The organism is uncultured Cedecea sp., from assembly GCF_947498825.1.
Taxonomy (GTDB): Bacteria; Pseudomonadota; Gammaproteobacteria; order Enterobacterales; family Enterobacteriaceae; genus JGM124.
Genome location: NZ_CANMLV010000001.1, coordinates 97,109 through 114,242 on the forward strand (window position 1 = coordinate 97,109; position 17,134 = coordinate 114,242).

General features: G+C 47.9%; 15 protein-coding genes. 9 read left to right on the forward strand and 6 right to left on the reverse strand.

The features are described from left to right. Positions 1–3 precede the first annotated feature (3 nt). Complete coding sequence (gene selD / locus Q1A40_RS00475) at positions 4–1,047, reverse strand: selenide, water dikinase SelD (RefSeq protein WP_299996362.1); 1,044 nt, start codon at positions 1,045–1,047, stop codon at positions 4–6. 117 nt (positions 1,048–1,164) lie between these two features. Next, positions 1,165–1,716, reverse strand: a complete 552-nt coding sequence (locus tag Q1A40_RS00480) for an NAD(P)H nitroreductase (RefSeq protein WP_299996364.1) — start codon at positions 1,714–1,716, stop codon at positions 1,165–1,167. Positions 1,717–1,896: 180 nt separating this feature from the next. Here Q1A40_RS00480 and sppA point away from each other — a divergent pair, with 180 nt between their 5' ends. The 3 genes from sppA to pncA all read left to right on the forward strand — a co-directional run bounded on the left by sppA (position 1,897) and on the right by pncA (position 5,630). Then, complete coding sequence (gene sppA / locus Q1A40_RS00485; protein WP_299996367.1) at positions 1,897–3,747, forward strand: signal peptide peptidase SppA; 1,851 nt, start codon at positions 1,897–1,899, stop codon at positions 3,745–3,747. 212 nt (positions 3,748–3,959) lie between these two features. After that, positions 3,960–4,976, forward strand: coding sequence for an asparaginase (ansA, locus tag Q1A40_RS00490; protein WP_299996370.1), 1,017 nt, complete (start codon positions 3,960–3,962; stop codon positions 4,974–4,976). A gap of 9 nt (positions 4,977–4,985) precedes the next feature. Then, positions 4,986–5,630: a bifunctional nicotinamidase/pyrazinamidase gene (pncA, locus tag Q1A40_RS00495; RefSeq protein WP_299996373.1), complete on the forward strand. Its 645-nt coding sequence runs from the start codon at positions 4,986–4,988 to the stop codon at positions 5,628–5,630. Positions 5,631–5,683: 53 nt separating this feature from the next. On the opposite strand, the gene Q1A40_RS00500 is transcribed toward pncA, so the two are convergent. Then, positions 5,684–5,965, reverse strand: coding sequence for a DUF1315 family protein (locus Q1A40_RS00500; RefSeq protein ID WP_299996376.1), 282 nt, complete (start codon positions 5,963–5,965; stop codon positions 5,684–5,686). A 39-nt stretch (positions 5,966–6,004) separates the two neighbouring features. Beyond that, complete coding sequence (gene msrB, locus Q1A40_RS00505) at positions 6,005–6,418, reverse strand: peptide-methionine (R)-S-oxide reductase MsrB (RefSeq protein WP_299996379.1); 414 nt, start codon at positions 6,416–6,418, stop codon at positions 6,005–6,007. A gap of 349 nt (positions 6,419–6,767) precedes the next feature. Between msrB and gapA the strand changes: the two genes are divergently transcribed. After that, entirely contained in the window at positions 6,768–7,763 is a 996-nt protein-coding gene (gene gapA, locus Q1A40_RS00510; protein WP_299996382.1) for a glyceraldehyde-3-phosphate dehydrogenase, read from the forward strand. Between the two features lie 78 nt (positions 7,764–7,841). Then, positions 7,842–8,729, forward strand: coding sequence for a D-hexose-6-phosphate mutarotase (locus tag Q1A40_RS00515; RefSeq protein ID WP_299996385.1), 888 nt, complete (start codon positions 7,842–7,844; stop codon positions 8,727–8,729). 984 nt (positions 8,730–9,713) lie between these two features. On the opposite strand, the gene Q1A40_RS00520 is transcribed toward Q1A40_RS00515, so the two are convergent. Next, a complete protein-coding gene (locus Q1A40_RS00520; protein WP_299996387.1) occupies positions 9,714–10,460 on the reverse strand; it encodes a MipA/OmpV family protein in 747 nt (248 codons plus the stop codon). A 537-nt stretch (positions 10,461–10,997) separates the two neighbouring features. On the opposite strand from Q1A40_RS00520, the gene yeaG reads away from it, so the two are divergent. The 3 genes from yeaG (at position 10,998) to sugE (ending at position 14,923) form a co-directional block, all read left to right on the forward strand. Beyond that, on the forward strand, positions 10,998–12,932 hold the full coding sequence (yeaG, locus tag Q1A40_RS00525; protein WP_299996390.1) for a protein kinase YeaG: 1,935 nt from the start codon (positions 10,998–11,000) through the stop codon (positions 12,930–12,932). Between the two features lie 85 nt (positions 12,933–13,017). Beyond that, positions 13,018–14,301, forward strand: a complete 1,284-nt coding sequence (locus Q1A40_RS00530; protein WP_299996393.1) for a YeaH/YhbH family protein — start codon at positions 13,018–13,020, stop codon at positions 14,299–14,301. A 304-nt stretch (positions 14,302–14,605) separates the two neighbouring features. After that, positions 14,606–14,923, forward strand: a complete 318-nt coding sequence (sugE, locus tag Q1A40_RS00535; RefSeq protein ID WP_299997806.1) for a quaternary ammonium compound efflux SMR transporter SugE — start codon at positions 14,606–14,608, stop codon at positions 14,921–14,923. Between the two features lie 113 nt (positions 14,924–15,036). Here sugE and Q1A40_RS00540 read toward each other — a convergent pair whose 3' ends face one another. After that, complete coding sequence (locus Q1A40_RS00540) at positions 15,037–15,834, reverse strand: helix-turn-helix domain-containing protein (protein WP_299996396.1); 798 nt, start codon at positions 15,832–15,834, stop codon at positions 15,037–15,039. 96 nt (positions 15,835–15,930) lie between these two features. Between Q1A40_RS00540 and Q1A40_RS00545 the strand changes: the two genes are divergently transcribed. Beyond that, a complete protein-coding gene (locus tag Q1A40_RS00545) occupies positions 15,931–17,115 on the forward strand; it encodes a CynX/NimT family MFS transporter (protein ID WP_299996398.1) in 1,185 nt (394 codons plus the stop codon). Positions 17,116–17,134 lie beyond the last annotated feature (19 nt).

Consider the following 17,134-nt stretch of genomic DNA (forward strand, 5'->3'; position numbering starts at 1 on the left):
AAATCAACGAACCTCAATGACAGGTTGGCCCGCTTGCGGCGAGTACAGTTCACCAATCACATTCAGTAATATGCCATGACGTTCGGCAATAGCATGAACGGCAGCCTGGGCATCATCGCGAACGGCTAATAAGAGCCCCCCCGAAGTCTGGGGATCGCAGAGCAAATCACGCCAGGCTACGGGCATTTCACCCACTAAATGACCGTAACTGGCAAAGTTACGTCCCGTACCACCGGGGACACAGCCTTGGGCAATATAACTTTCAACTGCCGGTAACTTAGGCACCGATTGATAGTCGATAATCGCCTGCAAATTTGCGCTCTGACACATTTCACTGAGATGTCCCAGTAATCCAAACCCGGTGACGTCAGTCATGGCCATCACGCCTTCAACATCAGAAAACTCACTGCCCGCAAGATTAAGCTGACACATCACATCAGCCGCCAGGCCTTGATGTTCAGGGCGTAGCAGTGACTTTTTCTCAGCGGTCGTCAGCACGCCAATGCCCAGAGGTTTGGTCAGATAGAGTTTACAACCCGCTTGTGCCGAGCTATTTTTTTTCACTTTGCTCGTCGGGACAATACCGGTAACGGCAAGGCCAAAAATTGGCTCAGGGGTATCAATAGAGTGCCCGCCCGCCAGTGAAATACCCGCCTGCTGACAGACAAAACGTCCCCCTTCAATCACTTCTCGGGCAATCGTCGGGTCAAGGATATTCACCGGCCAGCCAAGAATGGCAATGGCCATAATCGGCTTACCTCCCATCGCATAAATATCGCTGATGGCATTGGTGGCGGCAATTCTGCCAAAATCAAAAGGTGAATCGACAATGGGCATGAAGAAATCGGTGGTACTGATAATGCAGGTGCCATTTCCAAGAGAGTAAACGGCGGCGTCATCGCGAGTTTCATTGCCAACCAGCAGATGAGGGTCAATAAATTTCGCCCGTTCGCTATGAAGAATGGTCTCTAATACCTGTGGGGAAATTTTGCAGCCACACCCAGCTCCATGGCTATACTGCGTCAGGCGAATATTGTGCTTGCTCATCAGTCGCTCCTGTCATTGATGAATACTCATCCCTGTATGGTAGCGCTCAAAAGCGATTCTGATAAGTGCAGTTATCTGGATTACGCTACAATTGCTCGCAATCCAGACAAATTTTACTTAGAAATAACGAACAAAAGGTGCCGTATCGGGGGGATTAATGGTAGTGGAAGCTTTAAGTTGCGGCGTTCCGAGATAGAGGAAACCCACCACTTTATCTTGTGCACGGCCACCTAAGGCTTCACGTACAGAAGCATCTTCTGTCCACGGACCACTGCGCCAGATCCCATTGAACCCTTGTGCTACCGCAGCCATTTGCATCGCCATTACCGCACAGCTCGCTGAAGCAACTTGTTCCCAGACCGGGACTTTATGCTGGTCATCACAGTGGGCAATCACCGCAATAATTTGTGGAGCCCGTAACGGACCCGTACGGGCTTTCTCTAGCGCTTTCTCATCAAAGCCTGCAGCAGTGGCTGCTGCCACCAGTACCTCGGCAAAGCGTTCACGCCCTTCCCCTTCTATAATCACAAAGCGCCACGGTTGTAACGTACCATGATCCGGTGCACGCATACCTGCGCGGAGAATATTTTCCAGTACCTCTCCTGAAGGAGCAGGTTCAGCTAAGCGAGACGCACTACGGCGATTAATGAGCAGTTCAAGAGCATCCATAACCTTCCCCTTAAATGATTTTCATTCCCAAAACTAACACAGTCACTATTTTTGTTACAGTGCCATGCGGATTGGCTACTGACTTTTTGTCACCTGATCTTTAGGATAGCCATCACGCTCACCGTTTTAGCTGTCAATATTTCGACGTGCGGGCATCCCAGTGGAAGTTATGGAGAAAATATGCGCATTATTGGGCGATTCATTATGGGTATCTTTAAGTGGACATGGCGTCTGCTCAATTTTATCCGCGAATTAGTACTGAACATTTTTTTTATTTTGATAATCCTGGTCTGCGTCGGCATCTGGCTTCAGATGAAAGGTGATACGACAGAACCTGCCCGTGGTGCCCTGTTGCTTGATATCAGTGGCGTTGTGGTAGATAAAGCTTCAGTGAGTGACAAACTGGGCGTGATTGGCCGTCAATTGCTGGGCGCTAACTCTAACCGGCTACAAGAAAACTCGCTGTTCGATATTGTTGATGCTATCCGTCAGGCTAAAGATGACCGCAACATTACCGGTATCGTTCTGGATTTAAAAGATTTTGTCGGGGCAGATCAGCCGTCAATGCAATATATCGGCAAGGCACTGCGCGAGTTCCGCGACAGCGGTAAACCTGTCTTCGCCCGAGGCGATTACTACAATCAAAGTCAGTATTACCTTGCCAGCTTTGCCAATAAAATTTGGCTCTCTCCACAAGGCAGCATTGACTTACGTGGCTTTGCCACTAATACCTTGTATTACAAAAGTCTGCTGGAAAAATTAAAAGTCTCAACTTACGTCTTCCGTGTCGGTACCTACAAGTCAGCGGTAGAACCTTACTTACGTGACGATATGTCACCTGCGGCACGTGAGGCGGACAGCTTATGGATTGGCGAGTTGTGGCAGAACTTTATCACGACCATTGCCGCTAACCGCCAGATAACCCCTCAGCAAGCCTTCCCAGGTGCGCAGGCGATGCTGGACAACCTGAAAAAGCTTAACGGTGATACCGCACAGTATGCGCTGGATAACAAGCTGGTTGACGAACTGGCTGCCAATGCACAAGTTGATCAAGCGTTGATCAAACAGTTCGGCTGGAACAAAGAGAACAAAGATTTTAGCGCAACCAGTATTTATGACTACCACCTTAAACCTGCTTCATCCGAAGGCGGAGGTATTGCCGTTATCTTCGTAAACGGGGCGATTATGGATGGTCCGGAAACCGCCGGAGAAGTGGGCGGGGATACCACAGCAGAGCAAATCCGTGATGCGCGTCTGGATCCTACCGTGAAAGCCATTATCCTGCGCGTCAATAGTCCAGGTGGCAGTGTCAGTGCGTCTGAGCTGATCCGTGGCGAGTTAGTCGCCGCCCGCGAAGCCGGAAAGCCGATTGTCGTTTCTATGGGCGGTATGGCCGCTTCCGGAGGATACTGGGTATCAACACCTGCAAACTACATTATCGCCAATCCGAGCACACTGACCGGTTCGATTGGTATCTTCGGGGTGATCAATACCGTACAGGATACTCTGGCCTCAGTAGGGGTTTACACTGACGGTGTCGCCACTTCACCACTGGCTGACTTGGCTGTGACCAAGGCGTTATCGCCTGAAGTACAGCAGATGATTCAGCTGTCAATCGAGCATGGTTATCAACGCTTTATTGGTCTCGTTGCAAAAGCCCGTGGTATGAGTCTGGAACAGGTCGATGCGATTGCCCAGGGCCATGTCTGGACCGGCGAAGATGCAAAAGCGAAAGGACTGGTCGATGCTCTCGGTGACTTTGATGATGCCGTGGCAAAAGCCGCAGAGCTTGCCAGGCTGAAACAATGGCATCTGAGCTTCTGGCAAGACGAGCCTACGTTGATTGATATCGTGTTTGACTCTGTGACAGGCTCTGTACGTGCCGTCTTGCCTCAAGCATTACAAGCCTATCTGCCTGCGCCGCTGGCTGATGCGGCCATGGCAGTCAAAGCGCAAAACGATCGGTTCGCCACCATGAACGATCCGCAAAACCGTTATGCGTTCTGTCTGACTTGCGGTGAAGTGAAGTAGCCGCAGTTTCCTGCCCGACCTTCACGGGTCGGGCTATTAAGCCTGCAGAGCATGGCGCACTGCGCGTATTCTGGATGTTTTGTCTCCTTTGTGAAGTCACTATCGTTTCTAATTCAACCAATCAACTGTTTCAGCCACTGACAGACTTTTTTTTTCCTGCCACGGCCTTATACTCTGCCCCTTCTGACTACCACACCGACTGAGCGATGTTTATGCAAAAGAAATCTATTTATGTTGCCTATACCGGCGGTACTATCGGCATGCAGCGCTCAACCCAAGGCTACATCCCGGTTTCCGGCCATCTTCAGCAGCAACTGGCCCAAATGCCAGAGTTCCATCGACCGGAAATGCCTGATTTCACTATTCACGAATATCAGCCACTGATGGACTCTTCAGATATGACCCCGGCAGACTGGCAACATATCGCTGACGATATCGCCGCGAATTACGATGCCTATGATGGCTTCGTGATTCTGCATGGTACTGACACCATGGCATTCACGGCTTCTGCGCTTTCGTTTATGCTGGAAAATTTAGGAAAACCGGTAATTGTGACAGGGTCACAAATACCCCTGGCGGAACTGCGCTCAGACGGGCAGATCAATCTGCTTAACTCACTGTATATTGCCGCGAACTACCCGATAAACGAAGTCAGTCTGTTCTTTAATAATCGACTCTATCGCGGTAACCGTTCTACCAAAGCCCATGCTGACGGCTTTGATGCGTTCAGCTCCCCTAATCTGCCACCGTTACTGGAAGCCGGTATTCATATTCGCCGTTTGAATACGCCACCTGCTCCCAAGGGTCAGGGACCGTTAATCGTTCACACCGTAGTCCCTCAGCCGATTGGTGTCGTGACTATTTATCCAGGCATGTCCGCTGATGTCGTGAGTAATTTTTTGCGCCAGCCGGTTAAAGCATTAATTCTGCGATCTTATGGCGTAGGTAACGCTCCTCAGCAGGGGGGGTTTATTCATGAGTTACGAGAAGCCTGTGCACGCGGGATAATCGTTATCAATCTCACTCAGTGTATGTCCGGTAAAGTAAATATGGGGGGTTATGCCACCGGTAATGCCCTGGCACAAGCCGGCGTTATCAGCGGTGCAGATATGACTGTCGAAGCCGCACTGACCAAGCTGCACTACTTGCTCAGCCAGCAACAAGATGTCTCTACCATTCGCGCAGCGATGTCACAAAACCTGCGCGGCGAATTAACACCCGATGACTAAGGTATTGTTATGTCACAGCAAGCGTTATTGTTAGTCGACTTACAGAATGATTTTTGCGCCGGTGGTTCGCTGGCAGTTCCGGAAGGCTCACAAACGGTGAGTGTCGCCAATCTGCTGATCGCACTTTTTCAGTCTCAGGGAAACAAGATTATCGCGACACAAGACTGGCATCCACGAGACCATGGCAGTTTTGCCAGCGTACAGAACACCCAGCCGTTTCAGCAAGGGACCCTGGCCGGGCTGGTACAAACCTGGTGGCCCGATCATTGTATCCAGCAAAGTCATGGTGCGGAATTTCATCCACATCTGAACATTGCTGCTGTTGACCATATCACGCAGAAGGGTTGCCAGCGGGATATTGACAGTTACAGCGCCTTTTTTGATAACGGTCATCGCCATAACACAGGTCTGGATGGCTGGTTGCGTCAGCACCACGTCAGCAGTCTGGTGATTATGGGCCTGGCAACAGATTATTGTGTGAAATACACCGTGCTGGATGCGCTAAAACTGGGATATCGCGTCACGGTAATCACCGATGGTTGTCGTGGGGTTAACCTTCAGCCAACAGACAGCGAGCAGGCCTTGCAGAGTTTGCAACACGCGGGTGCCCGTTTGATGACATCAAGCGAGTTTAGCGCTGAATCCGTGCGCTAAAGAAGGACTTCAGGGGACTGCGATGCTATCCCCTGTGGCTGACTGTCTGGGGCTCAGTGCAACTTGATAGTTGCGATGGATTCAGCCCCAATCCCCCACTCTGCTTTTAGTTGCTGCTTACTTTTCATGACCATCTGGCCTTCGGTATTGATGGTCATGTGCTGTGCTTCGCTATTGTGACGCGACTGCCATAACATCACTAACTGCAGGCTATTCTCTTTTTGTTCTGGGGTCAGTGCCACACCGTCAGGCCACTTTCCAAGCTCTACAGCCGTAGCCAGACGCTGGTAAATTTCTGGCGTCATCGCCGCTAACATTTCATCCAAATCGTTCATTTTTCACCTTGTCGTAGAATAATTTGCTGAATCGATTCATTAACCATCAATCTGTTTACCGTTCAGTTCATCAGTGAAGCTAAGTGACGCAGAATTCACACAATAACGCTCTCCTGTAGGCTGCGGCCCGTCAGGAAAAACATGCCCCAGGTGAGCATCACAGTGACCACAGCGGATTTCAACGCGTTCCATACCATAAGATTTGTCGCTGATATAACGGATAGCGTCAAGGTTAACGGGCTGATAAAAACTTGGCCAGCCACAACCTGAGTCATATTTAGTGTCAGAAAGAAACAAAGAAGCCCGGCAAACCAGACAGTGATACATCCCGCCCTGCTTGTTATGCAATAATCGTCCAGAAAATGGCGGTTCTGTGCCATGCTTTTGCGTGACGTAATATTGCATTTCGGTGAGGTTTTTCTTTTTTAAATCAGGAGGTAATGCGTTGGACATAGCTCAATCTCAATCTCTTGCGCGGGTAAATCAGAATGCCTTTCGCACTATATTACAACAAATAATTAACAACACCACGCGGGTTTTTGCTCTAAACTAGACAGTGATTTATTAACGCAATCAAAAACGAGACGAAGGTCGCAAGTTTTGCGGAGCCTGTGTTTAAAATCCCCCGTCATGCCTCCATATCAAGATCGTCAATTCGGGGGTGAGTGGAGATAAGTTGTACAATCCGTGGTCGATATATTGATTTGTACCAATGATTGACACGATTCCGCTTGACGATGCGTAAGGTTTTTGTAATTTTACAGGCAACCTTTTATTCACGAATAAATAGCTGGTGGAATATATGACTATCAAAGTAGGTATCAATGGTTTTGGCCGTATCGGTCGCATTGTTTTCCGTGCTGCTCAAGAGCGTTCTGACATCGAAATCGTTGGTATCAACGATCTGTTAGACGCTGAGTATATGGCTTATATGCTGAAGTATGACTCCACACATGGCCGTTTCAACGGTACTGTGGAAGTTAAAGACGGCCATCTGGTTGTTAACGGCAAAACCATCCGTGTTACTTCAGAAAGAGATCCAGCAAACCTGAAGTGGAATGAAATCGGTGTTGATGTTGTTGCTGAAGCAACAGGTCTGTTCCTGACCGACGAAACTGCTCGTAAGCACATCACCGCTGGCGCGAAAAAAGTGGTTATGACTGGTCCATCTAAAGATGACACCCCAATGTTTGTTAAGGGTGCTAACTTTGACAAATACCAGGGTCAGGACATCGTTTCTAACGCTTCTTGCACCACTAACTGCCTGGCTCCACTGGCAAAAGTTATCAACGATAACTTCGGCATCGTTGAAGCTCTGATGACCACTGTACATGCAACTACTGCAACTCAGAAAACTGTTGATGGCCCGTCTCACAAAGACTGGCGTGGCGGTCGTGGCGCAGCACAGAACATCATTCCTTCATCTACCGGTGCTGCTAAAGCAGTAGGTAAAGTTCTGCCAGAGCTGAACGGTAAACTGACCGGTATGGCGTTCCGCGTTCCAACCCCTAACGTTTCTGTTGTTGACCTGACCGTTCGTCTGGAAAAAGCAGCCACTTACGAAGACATCAAGAATGCGATGAAAGCAGCCTCTCAAGGCGCAATGAAAGGCGTTCTGGGTTATACCGAAGATGAAGTGGTTTCTACTGACTTCAACGGTGAAACTTGCACTTCAGTATTTGATGCTAAAGCAGGTATCGCACTGAACGATCACTTTGTGAAACTGGTTTCCTGGTACGATAACGAAACAGGTTACTCTCATAAAGTTCTGGATTTGATTGCTCACGTCTCTAAATAAGTTGTGATGAATCACTTTCCATTAAGGGGCGACTAAGGTCGCCCTTTTTTTTGCTTTCGATAATGTGAGGTCACGAGAATGATCGCTAAAATTTTTGCCCTGCCAGTTATTGAACAAATCACCCCGGCAATTTCCATCCGTCAGCAGGATCAGCTAGAAATCATTGTTATTGAGCATGCCCAGGTTCGTGCTGCGATTGCACTGCAAGGGGCTCATCTGCTCTCCTGGCAGCCTGCAGGTGCCGAGCAAGTACTGTGGCTCAGCGACAATACTCCCTTTCATAAAGGTGTTGCTTTACGCGGCGGCGTTCCCATTTGTTGGCCATGGTTTGGTCCGGCAAAAGAATCCTCACTCCCCTCTCATGGCTTTGCCCGCAACCTGCCCTGGGTTCTGAGTGCACATAACGAAGATGCCGATAGCGTGGTACTGACATTTGAATTAAAGAGCAACGAAGAAACGCTGAAACTCTGGCCGCATGAATTTACGCTGTATGCTCGCTTTAAACTGGCTAAGACCTGTGAAATAGAGCTGGAAGCACACGGTGATTTTGAAAATACGGCTGCCCTGCACAGCTATTTTACCGTCGGTGATATTAATCACGTCAGTGTCAGTGGACTGGGTCAGGACTATCTGGATAAAGTCCTGGGCGGTCAGCAGGGGCAATTAGCTGACGGAGTACAAACCTTCTTGGATCGTACCGACCGAGTCTATCTGCAGCCTGAAGAGTGCAGCGTGATCCATGACAGCCAACTGAAACGTGCGATTCATGTTGTGCATCACCATCAGCACAATGTGGTTGCCTGGAACCCGGGGCCCGCTCTGTCGGTATCGATGGCGGATCTTCCTGATGAGGGTTATAAAACCTTTGTCTGCGTTGAAACTGCCTGCGTTACAGCAACACAAACAGCGACGGCAGGTAAACCCAGCCGACTCGGGCAGACCATCAGTCTGACGAAAAAAATCTGATATCACGCTTGATGGCGTAGTTGCACGCCATCAAGCAATATCGCGATTATCGTTAATGCGCAACGATTTATCTAACTTAGCCTGTTAACCGCCAAACCTTTAATTATTCTGACCCATTAAATTTTCTTACTCGTGAGTATGTTAGTTATATTCACCTCACGTCATTCGATAAAAATATTACGAAAGATATTTTCTATTGATAAATTGGGATGCTTCATACAAGGATTGTGTGATTAAACCTCAAAAGGAATTAATACATGTCAGATAAGCTCTTCTTTTAGTTTTAAACTTACTCCTAAATCACTCAGTATCCAGAGCAACTTGATTTTATATCGGTCATCTTTGTATACGAGAAAAATATTAGCTCCAGGCTATTCGGAATAGCTCAGCTGCTGTTCTTTATCTCTGTATTATTTATATCTGTACCCAAAATAATTCGAGTTGCTTGTAGGCGGGCTGGACGCAGGCAACAAGCAACTTGAAGTATGACGGGTATAAATATGTCCTGTGTGCCGACAGGAATGACACAGATAGTTCTTTAAATTAAGGAAAATCCGGGAAGTTTCTGTGTTCAAGAAATGACGGCTAACAGCAGCCAAAGTTTGTTTGTTGATAATGCTTCGAATAGCGTTGAATTTATACTGACAGCAAGCCTGTTGTGAATAATCAGGCAATTCTACACGATGTCATCGCAGGATGATAATAACTATCAGTTTACCGCAGACAGGGGGCGTTAAATACCAGCCCCGCTGATGGTTCTTATTCTGCTCCGATTGTTATTGCCTGTGTTTCTGACTAATTAAAAACAAGCGGGTAAAAAATTATCACCTCTTTTGCCAGCGTAAATCACATGTCGATTTATTGAATAAGGTAACGCTATACAGTTGGCCGAAAAATCACCCGGCTATTACTGGCTATAAATAATGCGTCGTGCGCAAGACAGTCAGTGTGCTCCCCTTTGGTGCAAGGAGCACAGCATTCAGTTTAGAAACTGTATGTAATACCGGTCAGCAATACCCCAGTCCACTGATCGTTAGTCATTGGACTGTCAGTAATTTCGCTGGCCAGTCTGACATAGCGCCCCATACCAAAGACGGTCCAGTCCTGAGTTAATTTATAATCAACCGACAGTTCAACATAAGGAGAGAAGCTGCTGTCTGGCTTATAGTATTGCATACCGCTGCGTTGGGCTTCTTTGCCCGAAACACCGTAGTAGTACTTGTTCTGGTTTTTGCTGTTCCAGCCAATACCAATACCCGGGGTCAAGGTCAGCGCACCGGTATTGTAGCGATACAGCCAGGCGGTATCCCAAGTAATGCCGTTGCTGTTATTCAGGATATCCGCTGCCAGTACGGTACGAAGAAACCCGTAATTGGTATAGTGGGAATAAGCCAGACCCGCCATGACCGTAGATTTACGTCTGTCGAGGGCACGCATGTCATTATCGTTGCTGTCTTTCGGGCGATAATGTAGCGGGTTGTAATACGCGGTAACAGAAAGCTTGTCGGTGGTGTCATTCCACAAGTAGTAGCCCGCGTTCAGGCTACGAACATAGAAATTTTCGCCTTCATAGCCCACTAAAGGCACCGCATGAACTCGATTCTGGTGCCCGCGATAGGGATCTGGAGATACCAGCGCAGCAGCGCCAACTGACCATGGTCCTTCAGCGTGAGCCAGAGAAACCGAGGAGGCCATAAACACACCTAATGTAAGAAGTTTAACTTTGCTCACAATTAATTCGTTCCTTTAATTACATAGTTAGCGATAACTTAGTGTAACTTTCCCTTATAGCGAGCTCAAATTTTTTACACTAAGGTGAGAAAACGGACTTCAGAAAATGCGTCGCTGAACTGTTCTGAACGACACCCCCTGACCACTTAAAGTATGGCACTCATTCGCAAACCTTGGCAGTACAGATTCAGTGAGAAAATAAGCACCAATAAATTTTGTGACTCGGCTCGCTGAACAAATGCAACATCCTGGTAACTTGAAGTATAGCAACACAGGAATTCGTTAGCCGTTGAGTGAAATTCGTATGATGAGTTATTGATATACCATTGAAATTGGACGGTCATGGAGGCAGGTTTTGAAAATGCCATCTACGCTTTATTACAGATAGATGAATAGTAAAAAGCTTGGTGAACCAAGTATTGCCAGTTAACACTCTGGCATAGGTATTGCTTCTAATTTCTTATGCATCTTCCAGGGAGCCACAAAGACTGACCCCAGCGGCTCTTTAACCTGTGCTAAACGAAAGGACGACATACTATGAATATATTCGATCACTATCGCCAGCGTTATGAAGCAGCCAAGGATGAAGAGTTTAGCTTGCAAGAATATCTTGCTCTTTGCCGGCAGGATAAAAATGCGTACGCCAATGCTGCAGAACGTTTGCTGAAGGCTATCGGTGAACCTGTAATGGTTGATACTGCAACCGACCCCTATTTATCACGTCTGTTTTCTAATCGCGTTGTCGCCCGGTATCCCGCATTTGAGTCCTTTTATGGCATGGAAGATGCTATCGAACAGATTGTCTCTTATTTGAAACATGCTGCCCAAGGGCTGGAAGAGAAAAAACAAATTCTCTATTTGCTGGGGCCTGTAGGTGGCGGTAAATCCTCACTGGCAGAACGCCTGAAAGCGTTAATGCAACATGTCCCGATTTACGTGCTCAGCGCAAATGGCGAACACAGCCCAGTCAACGATCATCCTCTCTGCCTGTTTAACCCACAGGAAGATGCCCATATTCTGACCAAAGAGTACGGTATTCCCCACCGCTATCTTGGCACGATTATGTCCCCTTGGGCGGCGAAACGCCTGAAAGAGTTTGGCGGGGATATTACCCAGTTTAAAGTCGTCAAAGTCTGGCCTTCGATTCTCGGACAACTCGCGATTGCGAAAACAGAACCCGGTGACGAAAATAACCAAGATATCTCTGCCCTGGTCGGTAAAGTTGATATTCGTAAGCTGGAACATTTTGCTCAGAACGACCCTGATGCATACGGTTATTCTGGCGCCTTATGCCGTGCAAACCAAGGGATCATGGAGTTTGTCGAGATGTTCAAAGCACCGATTAAGGTGCTTCATCCTCTGTTAACCGCAACCCAGGAAGGCAACTATAACGGGACTGAGGGGATCTCTGCCCTGCCGTTTAATGGCATTATTCTGGCACACTCGAACGAGTCTGAATGGGTGACATTCAGGAATAATAAAAACAATGAGGCCTTCCTTGACCGTGTCTATATTGTCAAAGTGCCTTATTGCCTGCGTATTTCTGAAGAGATCAAAATTTATCAAAAACTGTTGCAACACAGTGAGCTGACCCAAGCACCTTGCGCCCCGGGAACCCTGGAAACGTTGTCACGTTTCACCGTCTTATCACGGTTAAAAACGCCTGAAAACTCAAGTATCTACTCTAAGATGCGCGTCTATGATGGCGAAAGTTTAAAAGACACGGATCCGAAAGCAAAATCCTACCAGGAATACCGGGACTATGCGGGGGTCGATGAGGGAATGAACGGACTCTCCACCCGTTTCGCGTTTAAAATTCTCTCCCGGGTGTTTAACTTCGATCACGCGGAGGTCGCTGCTAACCCGGTACACCTGTTCTATGTCCTTGAACAGCAAATTGAACGTGAGCAGTTCCCGCAGGAACTGGCGGAAAAATACCTTGAGTACCTCAAAGGTTATCTGATCCCGAAATACGCCGAGTTTATAGGCAAAGAGATCCAGACAGCTTACCTTGAGTCCTATTCAGAGTACGGACAGAATATTTTTGACCGCTACGTCACTTACGCGGATTTCTGGATCCAGGATCAGGAGTATCGTGATCCGGATACCGGTCAGTTGTTCGACCGTGAATCACTTAATGCTGAGCTGGAGAAAATTGAAAAGCCCGCCGGTATCAGCAATCCGAAAGATTTCCGCAATGAAATCGTTAACTTTGTCCTGCGCGCCCGTGCGAATCACAACGGTCGCAATCCTAACTGGACCAGTTACGAAAAACTGCGCACCGTTATTGAAAAGAAAATGTTCTCCAATACTGAAGAACTGTTGCCCGTTATCTCCTTTAACGCCAAGACCTCCACTGATGAACAAAAGAAACATGATGATTTTGTCCATCGAATGATGGAGAAAGGCTACACCCGCAAGCAGGTTCGCCTGTTATGCGAGTGGTATTTACGGGTACGTAAATCTTCATAAATAAACCCCAGGCGGAGCCAGTTCCGTCTGGGGTTCTCTGTTCAGCGACAGCCTGATAACCTGACAGAAGGCGTTTGGGGGAACTATGACCTATTTTATAGACCGGCGACTCAACGGAAAAAACAAAAGTGCGGTAAACCGTCAGCGTTTCTTGCGCCGTTACAAAGCACAAATTAAACAGTCCCTTTCAGGAGCGATTAATAAGCGTTCAGTGACCGATGTCGATAGCGGCGAGTCGGTGACTATCCCTAAAGAGAATATTAGCGAGCCCATGTTCCATCAGGGAAGCGGTGGTTTACGTCATCGTGTACATCCAGGAAACGATCATTTTGTCCCCAATGACCGTATCGCGCGCCCACAAGGTAACGATGGCAGCGGCAGTGGAAGTGGTCAGGGTGAAGCCGGTAAAGACGGTGAAGGCAGCGAGGATTTTGTCTTTCAAATCTCCAAAGACGAATATCTGGATCTGCTGTTTGAAGATCTCGCGCTGCCCAACCTGAAACGGAATGCTTATCGCCAGCTAACCGAATACAGCACGCACCGTTCTGGCTATACCGCCAATGGTGTACCCGCCAATATCAGTGTCGTACGTTCATTGCAAAACTCGCTTGCCCGCCGTACCGCCTTAACTGCGGGTAAACGCCGTCAGCTACATGAAATGGAAGACGAACTGGAAACCCTGAGTCACAGTGAACCCGCGCTATTACTGGAAGAGGAACAGTTACGTCGGGATATTGCAGAACTGCGCGAAAAAATTGCCAGGGTACCCTTTATTGATACCTTTGATTTGCGTTTCAAGAACTATGAAAAACGTCCGGAACCCTCCAGCCGTGCCGTTATGTTTTGCTTGATGGATGTGTCCGGATCAATGGATCAGGCCACTAAAGATATGGCTAAACGGTTCTATATTTTGCTCTACCTGTTTCTCAGTCGGAGTTATAAGAACGTTGAAGTGGTTTATATTCGTCACCATACCCAGGCAAAAGAGGTTGATGAACAAGAATTTTTCTATTCACAAGAGACCGGGGGAACCATTGTCTCCAGTGCCCTGAAACTGATGGCTGAAATTGTTAAAGAACGTTATGACGCGGCTCAGTGGAATATCTATGCCGCTCAGGCCTCTGACGGTGATAACTGGGCAGACGATTCTCCTCAGTGCCGGGAGATTTTAGTGAAAACGCTCCTGCCAACGGTACGTTATTACAGTTATATCGAAATCACGCGCCGTGCCCACCAGTCCTTGTGGCTGGAGTATGAAAAACTACAAGAAAGTTACGACAACTTTGCTATGCAGCATATTCGTGAACAGAGCGATATTTATCCGGTATTTCGTGAACTGTTTCAAAAACAAGTTCAGAGTCATGACTAGCCACAATATCTCAGCCAGTTAAAGCCCTTTTCTGGCTGTTTTTTAGTCAAAGCGATGGCGTATTAATGCCATCGATGTTATAAAAACGGGCGATATTGATAACCCGCCACGCAGGACGACCTGTTGTGCTTCGATTTATTTTTTGAGGGACGACCCTCATTATCATGTACCCAAAATAATTCGAGTTGCTTGCAGGCGCCCAGTTCAGCCCATCGATGAGCACAGATAAACTCTGTGATTCGGCGGGCTGGACGCAGGCAACATCCAAGCAGCTTGAAGTATGACGGGTACAGAGGATGTCACGATGGCATGGTTATATCTCACTCTGGCCGGTATTTTTGAAGTCATCTGGGCCAGCGCCATGAAAGAGTCTCACGGTTTTACCCGCCTGATCCCGAGCGTTATTACGATATTTTTTATGTTGATGAGCTTTGGTCTTCTGGCTTATGCCATGAAATCATTACCCCTGGGTACCGCCTATACTGTATGGGTAGGCATTGGCGCAGTAGGTGCTTTTATTGTCGGCGTCACGTTGTTTGGTGAAGCACTGAATATGATGCGTGTTATTGCTGCTGGTTTGATTATTTCAGGCGTGGTGTTACTTAAACTCGCAACTAAATGATTGACTCTTCCCTGTTCCTGCCGGATTAACCCTGAACGATAATGGTGCATATAATTTCCGGGTGCACCATTATCGGGCGGAATATAAAAAGTCATCATTTCCACAAGGGCCGTTTACTCAGCCTGGTCGTTAGTCAATGCTTTAAGATAGCGCCCGGGGGTGGTTCCTAGCGTTTTTTTAAACATAGTAATAAAGGCTGTGGTGGAGTCATATCCGAGCGCCCCAGCCACTTGCTGAACATTCTGCCCTCCAACCAGCAATCGTAATGCAATAATCAACTGTAACTGCTGACGCCAGCGACGAAAGTTAAGCCCGGTCTCTTTGACGATAAGCCTGGCCAGATTACGCTCACTCATCGCAAACTTCTCTGCCCAGCTTGAAAGTGGCCGTTTATCCTGTAAATCCTGTGCCATCCTGTCCGCCATTTCGCGAATTCTGGCATTTCCGGAAATTGGCAATTCCAGCTGCTCTACCGGTTGTTTTGGTAATTCATCCAGCAGGACCTGAATCAGGCGTTGTACGGCCAAATCGTTAATATGCTCATGGGGTATGCTGGCGAGGTGCAAAATCAGTTCACGCACCAGGGGCGAAATTTTTAACGTACAACATTGCTCCGGCATCTCAGCACAACCCGGCTCGATAAACAGAAAGCTGAGCCTGGCATTAGCGGTAACACGGTTACTGTGCGGCATATTACTCGGGATCCATACTGCATAATGGGTCGGAACCATCCACATCGCCTGTTGTACTTCAGTGGTTATTCCCCCATGCAGCGCCAGAATCAACTGCCCTTTACGGTGATAATGGAAAGGGATCTCCTGACTTGTTTGCACAGCCCGCACTCTGAAAGCCATCGCAGCGGCCGGGCTGCTATCGGGATCAAAGCCATCAAGATTTAAGCCACGTTCCATAGATTGTCCGAATTTAGCGATAATCTGTCATTTTATCTTGATTCATTATTCAGATGAAACCTGTATCGTTGTATTTCAGTATTTTGGATGATGAGCATGAAAAAAATAATTCCTGAGAGTAAAACGCACCGACTGGTGATGTTAGCTGGCATATTAATGATTGCCAGCACACTGCGAGCCCCTTTTACCGGTATTGCGCCACTACTGGATATGGTGCGAGACAGCTTTTCGTTAACCACAGCCCAAATCGGCCTGCTAACTACCATCCCACTTCTGGCTTTTGCCCTGGTATCGCCTTTTGTTGCCGGAATCTCTCGCCGCTTTGGTAGTGAATGGACCTTATTTGCTGCGATGATTATGATTTGTCTTGGTATTGCTATACGTTCGGGCGGTGATCCAGTGTGGTTATATTTCGGCACCGCGATTATCGGCTGCGGCATTGCAATAGGTAATGTCCTGTTGCCCAGCCTGGTAAAGCGTGACTATCCTGAGAGTATTGCCAAACTCACCGGGGCTTATTCTTTAACCATGGGGATTGCGGCAGCTATCGGTTCCATGATGGTGGTGCCCATCGCGCTGTATGGTTTCGGCTGGTCCGGTTCCTTACTGACACTGATGATTTTTCCACTGCTGGCAATGCTTTTATGGTTACCTCATTTATCTAACCGAACGACTGCCACCCTTTCAGGTAATCCAGCCTTAAAAAATCGGGGGATTTGGTCTTCTGCACTGGCCTGGCAGGTCACGCTATTTCTCGGTATTAACTCATTTATCTACTATGTTGTGGTGGGCTGGTTACCCTCTATCTTGATAAGTTTTGGTTATAGTGAACAGCAGGCTGGTTCACTGCATGGTGTATTACAGCTGGCCACAGCGGTTCCGGGTTTGGTGGTCGGCATTATCCTGAGCCGCCTGAAAGATCAGCGCGGCATTGCCATTCTGATGGCGTTGTTCTGGTGTAGTGCAGTATGCGGAATGGTATGGTTTCCCCAACTGGCGATATTATGGATAGCTCTGGGGGGATTTGGTTCCGGGGCCGCACTGATCCTTGGACTCTCTTTTATCGCTTTACGTACGAGGTCGGCCCATCAGGCAGCCGCGCTTTCAGGAATGGCACAGTCAATTGGTTATTTACTGGCAGCAGCCGGCCCCCCTTTAATGGGTAAAATTCATGACTTTTCTGGAAGTTGGTCTTGGCCACTGCTGTTGTGCGCCGCACTGGCGATTGTGATGGCTATCTTTGGCGCCTATGCAGGACGCCCTATTCAAATTCACGACTGATATCGGTGATTGATTTCTG